The 17,129-nt window shown below is 71.1% G+C and carries 10 protein-coding genes; 6 read left to right on the top strand and 4 right to left on the bottom strand.

Going from position 1 to position 17,129, the window contains the following annotated elements:
• Positions 1-6 precede the first annotated feature (6 nt).
• From rho to AB0B90_RS33855, 3 genes are all read left to right on the top strand, one after another.
• The gene (rho, locus tag AB0B90_RS33865) at positions 7-1,230 is read left to right on the top strand and encodes a transcription termination factor Rho (RefSeq protein WP_362926351.1); all 1,224 of its coding nucleotides are present in this window, start codon (positions 7-9) and stop codon (positions 1,228-1,230) included.
• A gap of 63 nt (positions 1,231-1,293) precedes the next feature.
• Positions 1,294-2,124: a putative RNA methyltransferase gene (locus AB0B90_RS33860; protein WP_362926350.1), complete on the top strand. Its 831-nt coding sequence runs from the start codon at positions 1,294-1,296 to the stop codon at positions 2,122-2,124.
• A 176-nt stretch (positions 2,125-2,300) separates the two neighbouring features.
• Positions 2,301-4,067, top strand: a complete 1,767-nt coding sequence (locus AB0B90_RS33855) for a prolyl oligopeptidase family serine peptidase (protein ID WP_362926349.1) — start codon at positions 2,301-2,303, stop codon at positions 4,065-4,067.
• 216 nt (positions 4,068-4,283) lie between these two features.
• Here the strand turns inward: AB0B90_RS33855 and AB0B90_RS33850 are convergent, their stop codons facing one another.
• Entirely contained in the window at positions 4,284-5,822 is a 1,539-nt protein-coding gene (locus tag AB0B90_RS33850) for a PP2C family protein-serine/threonine phosphatase (RefSeq protein WP_350942437.1), read from the bottom strand.
• 120 nt (positions 5,823-5,942) lie between these two features.
• Between AB0B90_RS33850 and AB0B90_RS33845 the strand changes: the two genes are divergently transcribed.
• Positions 5,943-10,115, top strand: coding sequence for a HAMP domain-containing protein (locus AB0B90_RS33845; protein ID WP_350942435.1), 4,173 nt, complete (start codon positions 5,943-5,945; stop codon positions 10,113-10,115).
• Between the two features lie 3 nt (positions 10,116-10,118).
• A complete protein-coding gene (locus tag AB0B90_RS33840) occupies positions 10,119-10,751 on the top strand; it encodes a response regulator (protein ID WP_350942434.1) in 633 nt (210 codons plus the stop codon).
• A gap of 249 nt (positions 10,752-11,000) precedes the next feature.
• Here AB0B90_RS33840 and AB0B90_RS33835 read toward each other — a convergent pair whose 3' ends face one another.
• Together AB0B90_RS33835 and AB0B90_RS33830 are read right to left on the bottom strand one after the other, a co-directional pair.
• Positions 11,001-12,236 carry an NYN domain-containing protein gene (locus tag AB0B90_RS33835; RefSeq protein WP_362926348.1) on the bottom strand — a complete coding sequence of 412 codons (1,236 nt, stop codon included), beginning with the start codon at positions 12,234-12,236 and terminating at the stop codon, positions 11,001-11,003.
• Positions 12,237-12,715: 479 nt separating this feature from the next.
• Positions 12,716-15,595, bottom strand: a complete 2,880-nt coding sequence (locus tag AB0B90_RS33830; protein ID WP_362926347.1) for a zf-HC2 domain-containing protein — start codon at positions 15,593-15,595, stop codon at positions 12,716-12,718.
• 170 nt (positions 15,596-15,765) lie between these two features.
• Between AB0B90_RS33830 and pyrE the strand changes: the two genes are divergently transcribed.
• Positions 15,766-16,302, top strand: a complete 537-nt coding sequence (gene pyrE, locus AB0B90_RS33825) for an orotate phosphoribosyltransferase (RefSeq protein WP_350942429.1) — start codon at positions 15,766-15,768, stop codon at positions 16,300-16,302.
• A 156-nt stretch (positions 16,303-16,458) separates the two neighbouring features.
• Here the strand turns inward: pyrE and AB0B90_RS33820 are convergent, their stop codons facing one another.
• Positions 16,459-16,878: a hypothetical protein gene (locus tag AB0B90_RS33820; RefSeq protein ID WP_362903836.1), complete on the bottom strand. Its 420-nt coding sequence runs from the start codon at positions 16,876-16,878 to the stop codon at positions 16,459-16,461.
• Positions 16,879-17,129 lie beyond the last annotated feature (251 nt).

The raw sequence follows: 17,129 nt of genomic DNA, 5'->3' as shown, positions 1-17,129 counted from the left end.
TCACTCATGACCACGGAACCCGTCTTCAAAGAACCCCGCGTCGAGAAGATCACCACCAGGAAGGTCCCGCGTCCCCGTGCGGTCGGCGCGGGGAAAACCCCCCGCGGAAACGGCACGACCGCGGGCGGCCGGTCCCCCGGGCGCGACGCTCCCGTCGAGACCGTGACCGGCCTGCTCGACATCCGCGACCGTACCGGGCACATCCGGACCCGCGGCTACCTGCCGTCACCGCACGACGTCCGCGTTCCCCCCTCCCAGATCTCCGAGTACGGCCTGCGCCCCGGCGACCACGTCGTGGCCACCGCACGTGCCCCGTACGAGAGGCTGGAGGGGGTGGAGAGCGTGAACGGCGCCGCCGCCCGGCGGCACAGGCCCGACTTCGCGGACATGACCCCGATCCACCCGCGTGACCGGCTCCGCCTGGAGACCGGATCGCTGACCGGCAGGGTCGTCGACCTGTTCGCCCCGGTCGGCAAGGGCCAGCGAGGGCTGATCGTCGCCCCGCCCAAGGCGGGCAAGACGATGGTCCTGCGGGACCTGGCCGCCGCGATCACCGCCAACCACCCGGACTGCCACCTCATCGTCGTGCTCGTCGGCGAACGCCCCGAGGAGGTCACCGAGATGCGCGAGTCCATCCAGGGCGAGGTCGCCGCGTCCACGTTCGACCGTCCCGACCGCGACCACACCGCCGTCGCCGAACTCGCCGTCGAGCGCGCCAAGCGCCTCGCGGAGGACGGGCACGACGTCGTCCTCCTCCTCGACTCCCTCACCCGGCTCGCCCGCGCGTACAACAACCTCGCCCCGGGCGGCGGGCGCACCCTCGCCGGAGGCATCGACGCCACGGCCCTGCTCCCCCCTCGCCGCTTCTTCGGCGCCGCACGCAACCTGCGCGACGGCGGTTCGCTCACCATCCTCGCGACCGCGCTGGTCGAGACCGGCTCACGGATGGACGACAGCCTCTTCGAGGAGTTCAAGGGCACCGGCAACATGGAACTGCGCCTCAGCCGCGCCCTCGCCGACAAGCGTCTCTATCCCGCCGTCGACCTCGACGCCTCGGGCACCCGTCGTGAGGAGATCCTCCTCGACCCCCGGGAGCGGCGGCTCACCTGGCGGCTGCGCCGCACGCTGGGCGGCCTGGAGAGGCAGCAGGCGCTGGAGCTTCTCACCGACAGGCTCAGCGAGACCCCGTCCAACGCCGCTTTTCTCCAGCAGATCCAGCAGACCACCTGAGCCGGTGCGACCTCCCGCTCATCATGACAATTCCCCTTCGGCGGGGCGCGAGATGATGGGGAGATGCTGGACGATGTCGTCGAACACCTCGCCTGCCCGGTCTGCCGCGGTTCCCTGGAGCTCGAAGGGCGGGTCCTGAGGTGCGCCCTGGGGCACGGCTTCGACGTGGCCAGGCAGGGATACGTCAGCCTGCTGACCGGGTCGCGGGTGCCGGGAACCGCCGACAGCGCGGCCATGGTGGCGGCCAGGGACGCGTTCCTCGGCGCCGGGCACTACGCCCCGCTGGCGGAGGCGGTGGCCGGCGCCTGCCGTACCGGCGCGAAGGTGGTGGCGGACGCCGGGGCCGGGACGGGTCACTATCTCGCGCGGGCGCTCGACGGACTGCCCGGGGCCGCGGGGGTGGCACTGGACGTCTCCAAGCACGCGATCAGGCGGGCGGCGCGGGCACATGCCCGGGTGGGGGCGGTGGTGGCCGATGTGTGGCGGCCACTGCCGTTGCGAGATGGCACGATAGATGTGCTTCTCAATGTGTTTGCCCCTAGAAATGGGGCAGAGTTCGCACGAGTGCTCAAGGGGGAGGGTGAGCTCGTAGTGGTCACGCCTACCCCGCGGCACCTCGCGCCACTGGTGGAGCGGCTGGGGCTCCTTTCGGTGGACGATTCGAAGGAGCGACGGGTGACGGAAAGCCTGAACGAGCACTTCGTCGAGACGGATCGAAGCCTTCTCGCGTTCGAGATGCGCCTGGGGCACGACGCGGTCGAGGCGGTCGTGGGAATGGGGCCCAGCGCCTGGCATACGGATACGGAAGTTATGCGAGGCAGGATCGGAGGGCTTCCGGAAATGAGCCCCGTGGAGGCTTCTTTTCGTATGTCTACCTTTAAGCGTCGCCGGTGAGCAAGCCGTGTGCTTGACAGTCACCTTCGAGACACCTGTTACTGATGTGACTTTTAGTCCGAAATTCCCAGACATTCCCCAAGAAATTAGCCGGTGAAGACGACATACTGGACCGCAATTCAGCGAGCCCGCGCCCGGGCGCGTGAAGCTGACGCCTTGACGGAGGGAAGCCCCACATGAAGGCGGAGGAGCGCTGGCAGGCCAGGTTCCGCGCGCCGCGCGCGACGTTGCCCGTGTGGGCCGGTCAGGCTCCCAGCCGGTCCGTCTACCGCAGCAACGCCTCGGGGGCGTGGGAGGTCTACGCCTGGGACCGCGCGGGCGGCTCCACCCGCCAGGCGACCTCCCGGCCCAAGGGCACCTCGTACGGCGCGATCGATCCCACCGGGCAGTGGATCTGGTGGTTCGACGACACCGACGGCGACGAGTGGGGCCGGTGGATGCGCCAGCCCTTCTACGGCGGCCCCGACCAGCCGATCGACCTCGACCCCGGCTTCCCCGCCGGGCTCGGGCTCTCCGCGACGGGCGAGGCGGTCATCGGCATGGCCAGGCCCGGACAGGGCTTCACCATCCATCTCGTCCAGCCGGGCGAGCCCGCACGGACGATCTACGAGCACACCGAGGCGGCCGCCGTCGCCGCGGTCTCCCCGGACGGCTCGCTGATCGCGATCAGCCACAGCGAGCGCGGCGACGCCCGGCACCCCGGATTGCGCGTGCTCCGGCGCAACGGCGCGCTCGTCGGCGACCTGTACGACGGCCCCGGCAAGGGACTCATCGGCCTGCGCTTCGCCCCGGTGTCCGGAGACCGCCGCCTGCTCGTCCTGCACGAGCGCAGGGGCCGCCGCGAGCCCCTCGTCTGGGACCCGCAGACCGGCGAGCAGCGGGAGATCTGGCTGCGCGACCCGGGCGAGATCACCGCCGACTGGTACGACGACGGCCGCTCGCTGCTCGTCGTGCGAGGCAACCGGGGCCGCACCTACCTGACCCGCTACGACCTTCCCGGCGGCGGTTTCTTCCCGATCGAGACCCAGCACGGCGTGATCGACGCCGCCGCGCCCCGCCCCGACGGCTCCGTCGAGTACTCCTGGTCCAGCGGCGCCCACCCGCCGTTGATCCGATCGACCAGCGGCCACGTGGTCATGAACCACGGCGGCCCCACCTCACCCCCGTCGGTCCCGGTCGAGGACGTGGACGTGGAAGGACCCGGCGGCCGCATCCACTCCCTGGTCTCGCGTCCCGAGCGCGGCTCCGGCCCCTTCCCCACGGTCTTCATGCTGCACGGCGGGCCCACCGCGCAGGACGACGACTCCTTCGTGCCCCAGGTGGCCGCCTGGGTGGATCACGGCTTCGCGGTCGTACGGGTCAACTACCGAGGGTCCACCGGCTACGGTTCCGCCTGGCGCAACGCCCTCCACGGCGACGTCGGGCACATCGAGCTGGCCGACGTGGCCGCCGTCAGGGACGCCCTGGTCGACCGCGGCGTCTGCGATCCCGACCGGCTGGTGCTGTCCGGCGCCTCCTGGGGCGGCTACCTCACGCTGCTCGGCCTGGGCACCCAGCCCAAGATGTGGGCGGCGGGCATCGCCACGGTGCCGATCGCCGACCACATCGCCGCCTACGAGGAGGAGACGGAGGCGCTGCGCTCCTACCACCGCGCGCTGATCGGCGGCTCACCCGAGGAACAGCGCGAGCGGTACGTGCACAGCTCACCGATCACCTACGTCGACCAGGTCGAGGCGCCGCTCCTCATCCTCGCCGGGGAGAACGACCCGCGCTGCCCGATCAGGCAGATCGAGGCGTACGTGGCCCGGCTCGCCGAGCGCGACCACGAGCACAGGGTGTACCGCTACGACGCGGGCCACGGCTCCCTGGTCGTCTCCGAGCGCATCGCGCAGATGTCGGCACAGCTGGAGTTCGCCAGAAAACACGTGAAGACCAATATTTAGCGCACACTCCGCTGTCGGAGGGCGACGGTTTCACCTCATGAAGGGGTGACGACCCTCCGTCAAAGGGGTGACGGTCTCCCCGTGAGGTGACGGTCTCCCCGTGAAAAGGTGACGCCCTTCCCCCCGAAGGGGTGACGGCCTCCCGTGAGGTGACGACGGCCCTGCCCGGCCGGTGAGCGGGCCGATGGACGGGCTCCGACCGGTCGGCGGTCCCCGTCAGCGGGCCCGCAGGACCACGATCGCCATGTCGTCGGCGCTCGGCTCGGGGGCGAAGTCCTGGACCGCGCGGCGGATCCGTTCGGCGACCGCCCGCGCCGACAGCCCCACGCACTCGGCCAGCAGCTTGGCGAGCCCCGCGTCGTCGTCGAGCAGCCGTCCGTCCCTGCGACGTTCGGTCACCCCGTCGGTCACCGCGAGAAGCACGTCACCGGGGTCGAGGTGGACGAGTTCCGCCTTGAAGGTCGCCTCGGGGAAGACCCCGAGCAGCGACTGGGAGGTCACCACGGCCTCCACGTCACCGTTGGGCCGCAGCCGCAGCGCCTCCGGGTGCCCCGCGGAGACCATCGCCACGTCCAGTCCGCTCGGCACGGGCGTGATCTCCCCGTGCAGCAGCGTCAGGAAGCGGGCACGATCCCCCTCGTCCAGGATCGCCTGGTTGAGGCGTTCGAGAACGGCCGCCACCCCGTACCCCTCCCGCGCGAGCAGGCGCAGGGTGTGGCGGGCCAGACCGGTCACCGCGGCGGCCTCGGGGCCGGTCCCGCAGACGTCGCCCACCGCGAACCGCCAGGCGCTGTCACCGGCCGCGAAAAGATCGTAGAAGTCGCCGCCGACCTCGTTGGTCTCCCCTGCGGGCTCGTAGACCACGGCGGGGTCGAGACCGGGGATCTCGCCCGGCTCGTCCGGAGGGAGCAGGCTGCGCTGCAGTGCCCGGTTCGCCGCCGCCTGGGTGGCGTACAGCAGGGCGTTGTCGAGGGCGAGCGCGGCGCGGCGGCCGATGTCCTCGGCGTACTGGAACACGTCCTCGGCGAACCGGTCGGGCCGCCCCAGGCACATCGCGCCCAGCGTGCGTCCGCGCGCCAGGAGGGGGATGACCAGCACCTGCGAGTCGGCGAGCTGCATGGACCCACCGCCCTGCGGGATCTGGGCGTCGGCGAGCTCCTCCCTGAGCTCGTCGATGCGCCGCTCGTCGGTGTGCCAGAGGTAGGCTGGACGCTGCGGACCGCCGCCGTTGCTCCACGTATAGACGGCACACCAGGTGGCGAGCCGCGGCACCACGATCTGCGAGATGATCGCGGGCACCATGTCAGGGTCGAGAGTGCCTGCCAGCAGGTCGCTCGCATCGGCGAGAAAACCCATCCATATCGGCCCACGGCTGGGCTCTTCGGTGGCCCACTCCGAGGACGGACGTCCGGAGGAGCCGGCCAGGCGGATCTTGGCCCAGTGCGTGCGTTGCTGGCCGGCGAAGGTGACACCCCATTCCTCCACCGGCACGGACGGTGCGCCGGGGCTTTCTGCGGGAGCCTGCCTCTGGCGCACCTCGATCCGCAGGCCATCACCCAGATGGCTCCAGACGATCTCGAAGGGAACGTCCGTGACCTGCGACGACAGGTCGGCGGCCAGCCGTTCGGCGACCGCCAGGACGGACGCGGCGGCCCAGGCGGTCATCACCTCGATGGTGAACCGCCTGGCGGCAGGGACGGCCGTGTCTCCTGGGGCGAAGGTCGCCGCCAGAACGGCGCGGGGAGCACTGGTCACTGTTCCGTGACTACCACACTTCCCGTTGACATGGGGTGAATCGAAGGTGGGACTACACATTGCGCACCGTGACAGACTGGGGTGACTCACGGCCGCGCCCCCGGGAGTCAGGGAGGTCATATGACCACGGTCAATACCGTGTCCGACGTCGAGGAGCGACGTTACAGCGAATCGGATCTACGACCGATCCTTCAGACGCTCATCACCTGGCGCGACGGTGACTTCCGCCGCCGGGTGCCACACGCACCTCCCGGGATCCTCAGCGAGATCCGCCTGCTGCTCAACGAGGTCGCCGACCGCCGCGAGCACCTCGCGAACGAGCTGCACCGGGTCCGCCGCGAGGTGGTCAAGGAGGGCCGCTTCGGCGAGCGCCTCACCCCCGGCCCCGGCGTGGGCTCGTGGGCCGAGAGCGTCGACTCGGTCAACACGCTGATCGACGCGCTCGTGGGCCCGGTCAGCGGGGCCGCCGACGTGATCGACGCGGTGGCGAAGGGCGACCTCTCCCGCCGGATCGATCTCGACCGCGGTGCCCGGGGCGAGGTGCGCCGCCTCGGCAAGGCGATCAACGGCATGGTCGACCAGCTGTCGCTGTTCACGTCCGAGGTGACGCGGGTGGCGAGGGAGGTCGGGACCGAGGGGCGCCTGGGCGGCCGGGCGAACGTGCGCGGCATGTCGGGAAGCTGGCGCGACCTCACCGAGGCCGTCAACACCATGTCCAGCCGCGTCTCCGCGCAGGTCCGCGACATCGCCGCGGTGACCACCGGGGTCGCCCGGGGCGACCTGAGCCGTAAGGTCACCGTCGACGCGGTCGGCGAGATGTTCGAGCTGAAGAACACCGTCAACACCATGGTCGACCAGCTCCTCGCGTTCGCCGAGGAGGTCACCCGCGTCGCCCGCGAGGTCGGCACCGAAGGCCAGCTGGGCGGTCAGGCGCAGGTGCGCGGCGTCTCCGGCGTCTGGAAGGACCTCACCGACAACGTCAACGTGATGGCGGGCAACCTCACCACCCAGGTCCGCGCCATCGCGGCGGTGTCCACCGCCGTCGCCCAGGGCGACCTGTCCAAGAAGATCACCGCCGACGCCCAGGGCGAGATCCTCCAGCTCAAGGACACCCTGAACACCATGGTGGACCAGCTGTCGATGTTCGCCGACGAGGTCACCCGCGTCGCCCGCGAGGTCGGCACCGAAGGCCAGCTCGGCGGCCAGGCCCGCGTACGCGGCGTCTCCGGGGTCTGGAAGGACCTCACCGACAACGTCAACTCCATGGCGAACAACCTGACCTACCAGGTCCGTAACATCGCCGAGGTCACCACCGCGGTCGCCAACGGAGACCTGACCCGCAAGATCGACGTGAACGCCCAGGGCGAGATCCTCGCGCTGAAGACCACGATCAACACCATGGTCGACCAGCTGTCGTCGTTCGCCTCCGAGGTGAGCCGCGTCGCCCGCGAGGTCGGCTCGGAGGGTCAGCTGGGCGGTCAGGCGCAGGTGCCCGGTGTCTCCGGCACCTGGAAGGACCTCACCGACAACGTCAACGTGATGGCGAACAACCTCACCACCCAGGTCCGCCAGATCGCCGCGGTGTCCACCGCCGTCGCCCAGGGCAACCTGTCCAAGAAGATCACCGCCGACGCCCAGGGCGAGATCCTCCAGCTCAAGGACACCCTGAACACCATGGTGGACCAGCTGTCGATGTTCGCCGACGAGGTCACCCGCGTCGCCCGCGAGGTCGGCACCGAAGGCCAGCTCGGCGGCCAGGCCCGCGTACGCGGCGTCTCCGGGGTCTGGAAGGACCTCACCGACAACGTCAACTCCATGGCGAACAACCTGACCTACCAGGTCCGTAACATCGCCGAGGTCACCACCGCCGTCGCGTCGGGCAACCTGAACCGCAAGATCGACGTGAACGCCCAGGGCGAGATCCTCGCGCTGAAGACCACGATCAACACCATGGTCGACCAGCTGTCGTCGTTCGCCTCCGAGGTGAGCCGCGTCGCCCGCGAGGTCGGCTCGGAGGGCAAGCTGGGCGGCCAGGCCCGCGTCGAGGGTGCCGAGGGCATCTGGAAGCGCCTCACCGAGAACGTCAACGAGCTCGCCGCCCGCCTCACCACCCAGGTGCGCGCCATCGCCGAGGTCACCACCGCCGTCGCGACCGGCGACCTCACCCGCTCCATCACCGTCGACGCCGAGGGCGAGATCGGCGAGCTGAAGGACAACATCAACATGATGGTGGCGGTGCTGCGCGACACCACCACCGCCAACCAGGAGCAGGACTGGCTGAAGTCCAACCTGGCGAGGATCTCCCGCCTCATGCAGGGCCACAGCGACCAGATGGAGGTCGCCAAGCTCATCATGAGCGAGCTCACCCCGCTGGTGTCGGCACACTACGGCGCCTTCTACCTCGCGGAACCCACCGGCGACCGCGACCTGCTCCTCATCGCCGGGTACGGCGCCCGCCCCGGCAGCGGACCCCGGCAGCGGTTCGCCACCGGCGAGGGCATCGTGGGCCAGGCCGCGCTGGAGGGCAGGGGGATCATCCTCGGCAACGTGCCCGCCCGCTACCTCACCGTCGACACCGGCCTCAGCACCTCCACGCCCGCGCAGATCGTCGTGCTGCCCGTCCTGTTCGAGACACAGGTGCTCGGCGTCCTGGAGCTCGCCTCGTTCAGCGAGTTCAGCGAGGTCCACCACGACTTCCTGAACCAGCTCGTCGAGACCATCGGCGTCACGATGAACACGATCATCGCCAACTCCAGGACCGAGGACCTGCTGACCGAGTCGCAGCGCCTCACCACCGAGCTGCAGGAGCGTTCCGACGAGCTCCAGCGCCAGCAGGAGGAGCTGCGCCGCTCCAACGCCGAACTGGAGGACAAGGCCGCGCTGCTCGCCAAGCAGAACCGGGCGATCGAGATCCAGAACTTCCAGATCGAGCAGGCCCGCCGCACGCTGGAGGAGCGCGCCGAGCAGCTCGCGGTCTCCTCCCGCTACAAGTCGGAGTTCCTCGCCAACATGTCCCACGAGCTGCGCACCCCGCTGAACAGCCTGCTCGTGCTCGCCAAGTTGCTCACCGAGAACGCCGACGGCAACCTCACCGCACAGCAGGTGGAGTTCGCCAGGACCATCCACGGCGCCGGTTCCGCCCTGCTGCAGCTGATCAACGACATCCTCGACCTGTCGAAGGTCGAGGCGGGCCGGATGGACATCCACCCCCAGCAGATCTCCCTGCCCAAGCTCGTCGACTACTTCGAGGCCACCTTCGCGCCGCTCGCCCAGGACAAGGGCCTGTCGTTCACCGTCGAGATCGACCCGTCGATCCCGCAGGAGCTCCGCACCGACGAGCAGCGCCTCCAGCAGGTGCTGCGCAACCTGCTCTCCAACGCGATCAAGTTCACCCCCAAGGGAGAGGTGCGGCTGCGCGTGATCCACGCCAGGCGCGCCGTCGCCTTCGTGGACGACACCCTGCGCGGCACCGACGGCATCCTCGCCTTCGAGGTGGTCGACACCGGCATCGGGATCGCCTCCGACAAGCTGGAGGTCATCTTCGAGGCGTTCCGCCAGGCCGACGGGACCACCAGCCGCAAGTACGGGGGGACGGGTCTCGGCCTGTCCATCTGCCGCGAGATCGCCCGCCTGCTCGGCGGCGAGATCCACGTGGTCAGCGAGGTCGGCGAGGGCAGCACCTTCACCCTCTACCTGCCCCCGTCGTACGGCGGCCCGCTGTCCTCGCGCGACGGCGGGGCGAGCACTCCCTCCTCTCCCCGCAACACCACGCTCATCGGGGTGCTCGAGGAGCCGGGCGACCTGCCGGAGCTGACGCTCAACGACGACATGCCCCTGCCGCAGTTCCCGCAGGGCGAGGGCAAGCCGTGGAAGGGCGACGATCCGCTCACCGGGGCGAAGATCCTGATCGTGGACGACGACATCCGCAACGTGTTCGCGCTGACCAGCGTGCTCGAACGCTACGGCTCCACGGTGATCTACGCGGAGAACGGTCGCGAGGGCATCGAGCAGCTCGAACGCAACGAGGACGTCGCCCTCGTCCTGATGGACATCATGATGCCGGAGATGGACGGCTGGGCCACCACCTCCGCGATCCGCCGGATGCCCCAGTTCGCGGATCTGCCGATCATCGCGCTGACCGCTAAGGTCATGCGAGGCGACCGGGAGAAGAGCATCGCCTCCGGCGCCTCCGACTACGTGCCCAAGCCCGTGGACGTCGACCGCCTGCTGGAAAGGCTGCGCGGCTGGCTCACCCGGGGCAAGCCGGCCGCCGACCCCGACGAAGGCGTGTGATCGATGCCGGACAAAGCCAAGATCCTCCTGGTGGACGACCGGGAGGAGAACCTCATCGCGCTTGAGGCCATTCTCAGCTCGCTCGATCTGATCCCCGTCAGGGCGAAGTCCGGGGAGGAGGCGCTGAAGGCGCTGCTCGGCACGGAGTTCGCCCTGATCCTGCTCGACGTCCGGATGCCGGGCATGGACGGGTTCGAGACGGCGGCCCACATCAAACGCCGCGAACGAACCCGCAACATCCCGATCATCTTCCTGACCGTGGTCGACAGCGCGCCCGACTACGCCTTCCGCAGCTATGCGGCGGGCGCCGTCGACTATCTCACCAAGCCCTTCGACCCCTGGGTGCTCCGGGCCAAGGTCGCGGTGTTCGTGGAGCTCTACAACATGAACCGCAGGCTCGCCGAGCAGGCCACCATGCTCCGCGAACGCCTCGCCACGGAGTTGCCGCCCGGTGAGGCGGCCGACCAGGCGGCCGTGCTGCCCGAGCTGTCCAGGCGCCTGGCCGCCGTCGAGGAGGAGGTCGGCCGGGTCGTGGAACTGGCCCGTAAAGGCGGCGACCCCGGTCTCGCGGGGCCGTTGACCGACCTGTCCAATCGTCTCGACCACCTGCGCGCGGGCTTCGACGCCCTTACCTGAGGGGCGTCTTCGAGGTCACCTGACGGGTGCCCCGCAGTCACCCGGCGGACCTCTCCGCGCCCGCCTGAGGGATGTCTCCGCGCCGCCCCGAGGGATCCCCGCGCCGCTTGAGGGGCGTCTCCGCGCCTCCCCGAGGGATCCCCGCGTCACTTGAGGAGCGTCTCCGCGCCTCCCTGAGGGATCTCCGCGGCGCGATCCTCTCGCGCCGCGGTTTCCTTCCGAGCCGGCCGTACGTCTCCTGGGTGCCTCTCAGCGGCGGGCGCGCTCCAGGGCGTCCCAGAAGCCGCGGCGCAGGGCGTGACGGACCTCGTCGTGCAGGAGGAAGTCGATCGGCAGTGAGGAGCCCTGGAGCAGGCGCGCCTCCAGGTCGGAGGGCATCCGGGGCTTGCGGGCGAGGACCGCCTCCAGCCACAGGGCGGGCGCGTCCTTGGCCACGGACTCGCCGAAGTCGTGGCCTTCCTTGTGGGCGGCCTGCACCGCGTCGGAGAGGGTCGTCGCGGCACCGGTTCCGGTGCTCTGCGTCGGCACCGGAGCCGGTTGGGGACCGGTGTAGGCGCCCATCTGCTGCTGCGGGGACTGATAGCTCGGCATGCCGCCGGTGTTGCCCAGCGAGTACTGCGGCGCGACGGGCAGCGGACCGGTCTGGGTGCTGACGGCCGCGTGCGAGGGCGGGGAGGCGGGCGGGGGCGACGACGGTGACGGTGACGGTGGTGTGACGGGAGCGGCCGGGACGACCGGTGACTCCTGGGTGTAGCTCTGATAGGCGGAGGGCAGCGCGGGCTGGGCGTGAGCCGCGCGGGACGGCTGGACCGTGGGGATGGGACTGGTGGCCGGGGCGGTGTTCACACCGATGCTCCCGGTGTTTCCGCCGCCCCCGGTGCCGCGCGCGGAGACGGGCTGGCCGTTGGCGGCGCGCTGGTGGCCGTTGGCCACCAGGGCGGGTGTGTCGCCGCTCAGCAGGCTGACGTGGGGGCGCAGCTGACCGGCGCCGATCTCGATCAGGTCGTCGCACTCCTGGCGGAGCGTACGGGAGACGGCCCAGTTGCCGTCGGCGCCGATGTGCACCACGGTGACCCGGATGCCGAGGTCCTGGGCGTCGCAGATGACCTGCGCCAGGTCCTCGTCACCGCTGACCACGACCGCGTCGCAGACCGCGCCGTTGCGGGCCAACGTCATCAGGTCGCGGTGGACCTGGGCGTCGACACCCTCGCGACGACCGGGGCGGATGCGCGACAGGCGGAGCTTGAGGCCGGGGATCTCGGCCAGCGTGTCGTGCTCCGGGGTGCGGCGGCCCTCCACGGTCGCCTCGTACCAGTAGCAGCGCAACAACGGCAGTCCGGTGCGCTCTCTCGACAACTTGTTGAGCAGCTGGAGCAGCCCCGGGTAGTCCCAGGAGACGGACTCGCGGTGGCGGATACCGTGCACCGCCATCGCGCCGTCGGCCAGCAGGTAGCCGGCGTCCACGAACAGCGCGCAACGATCCACACGACACCGCCCTTCCTACGTAGCCCGATCCTTCGGTTCAGACAAGCCTGAAAGAACCCCTCAGAGACCGGACAGACGGCCCTTCCTCAGGGTAATCAAGCAGCTGACCATCCGAGGGTGAATCCCGACGATTCCACCCGCGCTCGACCATACGCTGGATCGTTCACGCAGACCGTACCAGTTTGTCCCGTTCGTGAACCCGTTCGGCGAGGTGCTATCACTTCTGGTTCTCCCCCATCGCGCCCCGGCATCCCCAGCCTTCACACCACCCCCTCACCGCACAACGAACCCGCAGGCGTGGTGCGCCCTTCCGCCGGGGATACGACTCCTCTTCCGTCGGCGATACGCCTCGTCAGGTGTACGACCGCCCCCTCCTTTCACGGTGCCGTCCTCTCCTTTCGCGGCGCCGTCGACTCCCTTCACCGCACCGCCGACGACTCACCTTCCACTTCCACCGCGTCGCCGACCACCGAGGGCCGTCACGGGGCGGTCCGCACGCTCACCGCCGCCACGCCGAACAGCAGAACGTCCTCGCGCGTACTGATCTCCAGCACCGGGTCACGGCCGAGAGGCGCCCGGAAGCGGTCCACGTCCGTGCCGAAGGTCGTACCGGTGCCGCGCGCCCCGGCGGCGGACCCGTCGAAGGGATTGCCCGGGTCCCGCTCCCCGCCCGCGGGCCGCAGGGTCCGGCCGCCGAGCCTCACCCGATCGCCCCCGACGCCCGCGTCCCCCTCCCAGGTCACCAGAGACATCCTCGCGGGCACGCCGGAGGGCGTCAGCCCTTCGAGCGGTATCCGCGCCGAGCGATTCTCCCCGTCCAGCATCTCGGTGGTGTCGACGACGACGGCCTGGCTGTACGGCCGGCGCGGGTCGGCGACGATGACCACCAGGCTCCACCCGGCGTGACGCGCCACACCTGACCGCACCGAGGCGTCGGCCACCCAGTACGTCCCGCGAACCCTGCCCAGCAAACGCGTCACATCGGCGAACGCCTGGTAACCGCGCCCCGCGGGCAGTTCTCTCTCCACCACCTGCGTGGCCCTGACCTGCCGGTACCGTTCCTCACCCGGCACCTTGAGCTTGATCCGCCCGCCCGGTGGCGCGCTCGCCGACCAGTAGAGTCCCGCCCACACCACCTTGCTCGCCGCCGGCAGGGCGAGCCGGGCGGCGCTCGAACTGCTCGTCGACGGATCCCCGTCATGATCGATGGGACGCATCTCCCAGTTGTTGTTGTCGCGTCTGCCACCCCGTCGGGAGCGGGCGGCCTCGCACGCGGGCTCCGAGGACGCGCAGCTCACCAGGGTGTTGCCGATCGCGGAGACGGCGACCCGGCCGTCGGTGGCGAACCTGGCCGGGGCCCCCGTCGCCCGTACCCTGCTGCGTGACCTCGCCTCCACCCGCGTCCCCGCGGTGGTGACCGTGACCGAGGGCGACGTCCCGTAGGCCGCCTCATCCGACACCAGGACCCTCAGGAAGACCGCCGTGGCCCGGCCCGCGGGGAGTGGGCCGCGGACGCACCGGGCGCCCCGGGTTCGTGCCCGGCAGGACCAGCCGTCGACCGTACCCACCGGTGTGACGCCACCGACGGCGTTTCCTCGGCGGGACCCGGACGGCAGCGTCACACCTCGCGGCAGCCCGACGTCGGCGACGACCTCCTCGCTCTGCCCCCGGCCGGCGTTGCGCAGCCGCACCACGACGATTCCGGCCTCGGACCTGACAAGGGCGCCGAGCGCGTCGATCCTGGCCACCAGGCGGGGAGCGAGCCAGGCACCCGTCCGGCCGCCCTGCCCCCCTCCGGGCCCCCCTCCGGGCCCCGCTCCGGCCGACGCGCCCCCCTCGGACCCACCGGCCCTGTCCCCGGGGCCCGTCTCGACGGACTCTCCGTCGAGGGGCGCGCCGGCAACGGATCCGGGCGCCGCTCCGGTCTCCTCGGGTCCGCGGCCGGATTCCGCCGACCGCCCCGACGGTGACGGTACGGGGGCTTCGGAGATCTCCGGCACCTCCGGGTCCGGCGAGTCGGGCACCGGGGCCACGACGATCGGCTCGGAGGCCGTGCTCGGCCATCGGACGGGCTCCTCCGTCGACACCAGCACGAGGGCCGCGGCCACCACGACCGAGGTGGCCATCGCACCGGCCGCGACGGCGCGCCGTACGGATCGGGGAGCCCTCCGCCAGCGGCCGGACAGCCCGCCGCCCCCCACCGTGGCACCCATCCTGGCGAGCGCCGTCAGGTAGGCGGGGAACGCGGGACCGGCGACGAGCGGGCCGATGACGGAGCGGACGCCGTGGCCGATGCCGGTCAGTTCCGTGAGCACCGCGCGGCAGCCGGAGCACCCCTCCAGGTGCCTTTCGATGACCCTGCTTCGTTCCCTGTCCAGGCCGCCACGCGTGTGAGGGCCCAGCCTGGTCAGCACGGGCCGGCACTCGGGGGCGGACGTCTCGGCCAGGTGGATGCGCAGGCACGCCTGGCGCATCCCCTCCTTCGCCCGGTGGGCGAGGGCGGCCGCGCCGTTCACGGTCAGCCCCAGCAGGAGCCCGACGTCCTCGATCCTGAGCCTCTCGACCTCGGCGTGCCACAGGACGAACTGCCACCGCTCGGGCAGGGAGAGGAACGCCCTCGCCACCGGCGAACGTTCCAGGCCCCGCAGTGACGGGTCCACGAGAAACGCGCGCGGATCGAAGGGCCCTGCCTCACCGTCCGCCCGCTCGTCGGTCTCCCCGTCCGCCCTGCCCGTCTCACCGTCGGTGGACCGCTCACCGGTCTCCTCGCCCACCTCGCCGCCGGACTCACCGCTGGGCCGCTCACCGGTCTCCCCACCCGCCTCACCGCTGGGCCGCTCACCGGTCTCCCCACCCGCTCCTTCCCCGGTCGCGGGGACCGTCCGCTCGACGGTCCCCTCTTCCGCCCCACCCTCGACCTCACCGGCCGCCCGCCCGACAGCTCCCTCATCTCCCTCGTCGGGCTCATCCGCGACCGCGCCGGTCGCCCGCTCCACGGCCCCCTCATCGGCCTCGTCCTCGCCGTCGGCCCGCTTGGGGGCTTCCCCCGGCGACCGTTCCGGTACGGCCGGTGTGCCTCCGGCCGTACCGGAACGGTCGTCGGCGATACGGCGGAGGACGGTGAACAGATGGACACGGAACGCCTGTTCCGGGCCGTGTCCCTGGGCGATCACGTGGTGGATCTCGGCGAACGCCTTCTCTACGAGGTCCTCGGCCTCGCTCGCCCCCGGCAGGAGCAGGCGGGCGAGGGCACGCGTCGCGGGGGCGTGTCGCCGATGGAGCAGCCGGTAGGCGGCCACGTCGCCGTTCCTGGTGGCAGCCAGGAGCTCGGCGTCGCCTTGAGATGTTTCCGCACCCATTGTGACCTCACCATTACCCGGAGTTGCCTGCCGGATAATCCCGCAGTCCGCGCCGCGAGTAAACCCGGATCGCACTTTTGCCATCACGGGCCGAAATCGACGTTACGGCCGGCCTGCTCGTAGGCGGGGCCCCGATCGGGCGGGCTCCCCGGTCGCCCTAACCTTGTGCCATGAGCGATCGCGAGAGCCTGCTGGCGGAGATCAAGGGCAAGGCCGTGGTGCACGGCAAGGTCGTGCTGTCCTCGGGCATGGAGGCCGACTTCTACGTGGACATGCGCAGGGTGACTCTCGACGGGCAGGCGGCGCCGCTGGTGGGGCGGGTCATGCTGGACATCACCAAGGATCTGGACTACGAGGCGGTCGGCGGTCTCACGCTGGGCGCCGACCCGGTGGCGGCCGCCATGACGCACGCGGCGGCCGCGCGAGGCGGGAGGCTCGACACGTTCGTGGTCCGCAAGGCGCAGAAGACCCACGGCATGCAGCGCAGGATCGAGGGTCCGGACGTGTCGGGGCGTCGGGTGCTGGTGGTGGAGGACACCTCCACGACCGGCGGATCCCCGCTGACGGCGGTGGAGGCGCTGCGCGAGGCGGGCGCCGAGGTCGTGGCGGTCGCCACGATCGTGGACCGGGGGGCCGCCTCGGCGATCGCCGAGGCCGGACTGCCGTACCTGACCGCCTACACCCTGGCCGACCTCGGCCTCGCCTAGCGGGAAACGGGCCGACCCCGCGCTCCGCCTCAGCGGGAAACGAGGCAGCCCCGCGTTCCGCCTCGGTGGGAAACGGGGTGGCCCCGCGTTCCGCACGCCCTCCCGACCGCCCCGGGTCGGTACGGCTTGCCGCCTGCGACGATGCGGGAGGCGGGGCTAGCGGGAGGCCGTGAACTCCTGGCGTTCGCCCGCCTTCCCCGGGGAGCGGACGGCACCGTTCACCTCGACGCGGACGGCGGCGGAGTCGGCGAGGACGACATCGACCTTGGGGTCGAAGGACCGGAACTGCTCCCCGAGCTCCATCTCCCTGTCGAGGAGCACGTCACCTCCGGTGATCTTCACGAAGACCGTGGGGCACCGTTCCCGCAGGCACTCGACGAGAACCGTCGGGACGCGCTCGGGGGTGGCGGACGGCGGCGGGGAGGCGACGGCGGACGAGACGGCGTCCGAGGGGGCGGGCGACGCCGTCGGCGCGCCGGAGCCCAGGCTTCCGGCCAGCGAGAGGACCCCCAGCACGATCAGGACGACGACCGCCGACACCGCGAGTCCGACGAGGACCAGGCGCGCGATGCCCATGGGGTCAGACCTGTGGCGTCCCACACTGTGGAGGTTAGCGGTTCGTGAGGAGATTTCACGACCCACCTGGTCGGATCCGTCAGGGAGGGTGTGTTCCGGCAGATCATCCGCGCCTCGTCCGGGTCGCGCCACGGCCGCCGAGTCCCCCGCGGGGAAAGGGGCAGAAAAGCGCCGCGCCGGGGATTGCCTGGTGGGAAGGGAGGCGAGGGGGGCCGCGGGTCCCGGCCATCCGGCGGGAACGGGGCCGGGGA

It is taken from the genome of Streptosporangium sp. NPDC049078 (genome assembly GCF_040648855.1).
In the GTDB taxonomy this organism is placed as follows: domain Bacteria; phylum Actinomycetota; class Actinomycetes; order Streptosporangiales; family Streptosporangiaceae; genus Streptosporangium.
Note: the sequence above shows the minus strand (reverse complement) of the source record. Positions and strands in the feature narration are given on the sequence as shown.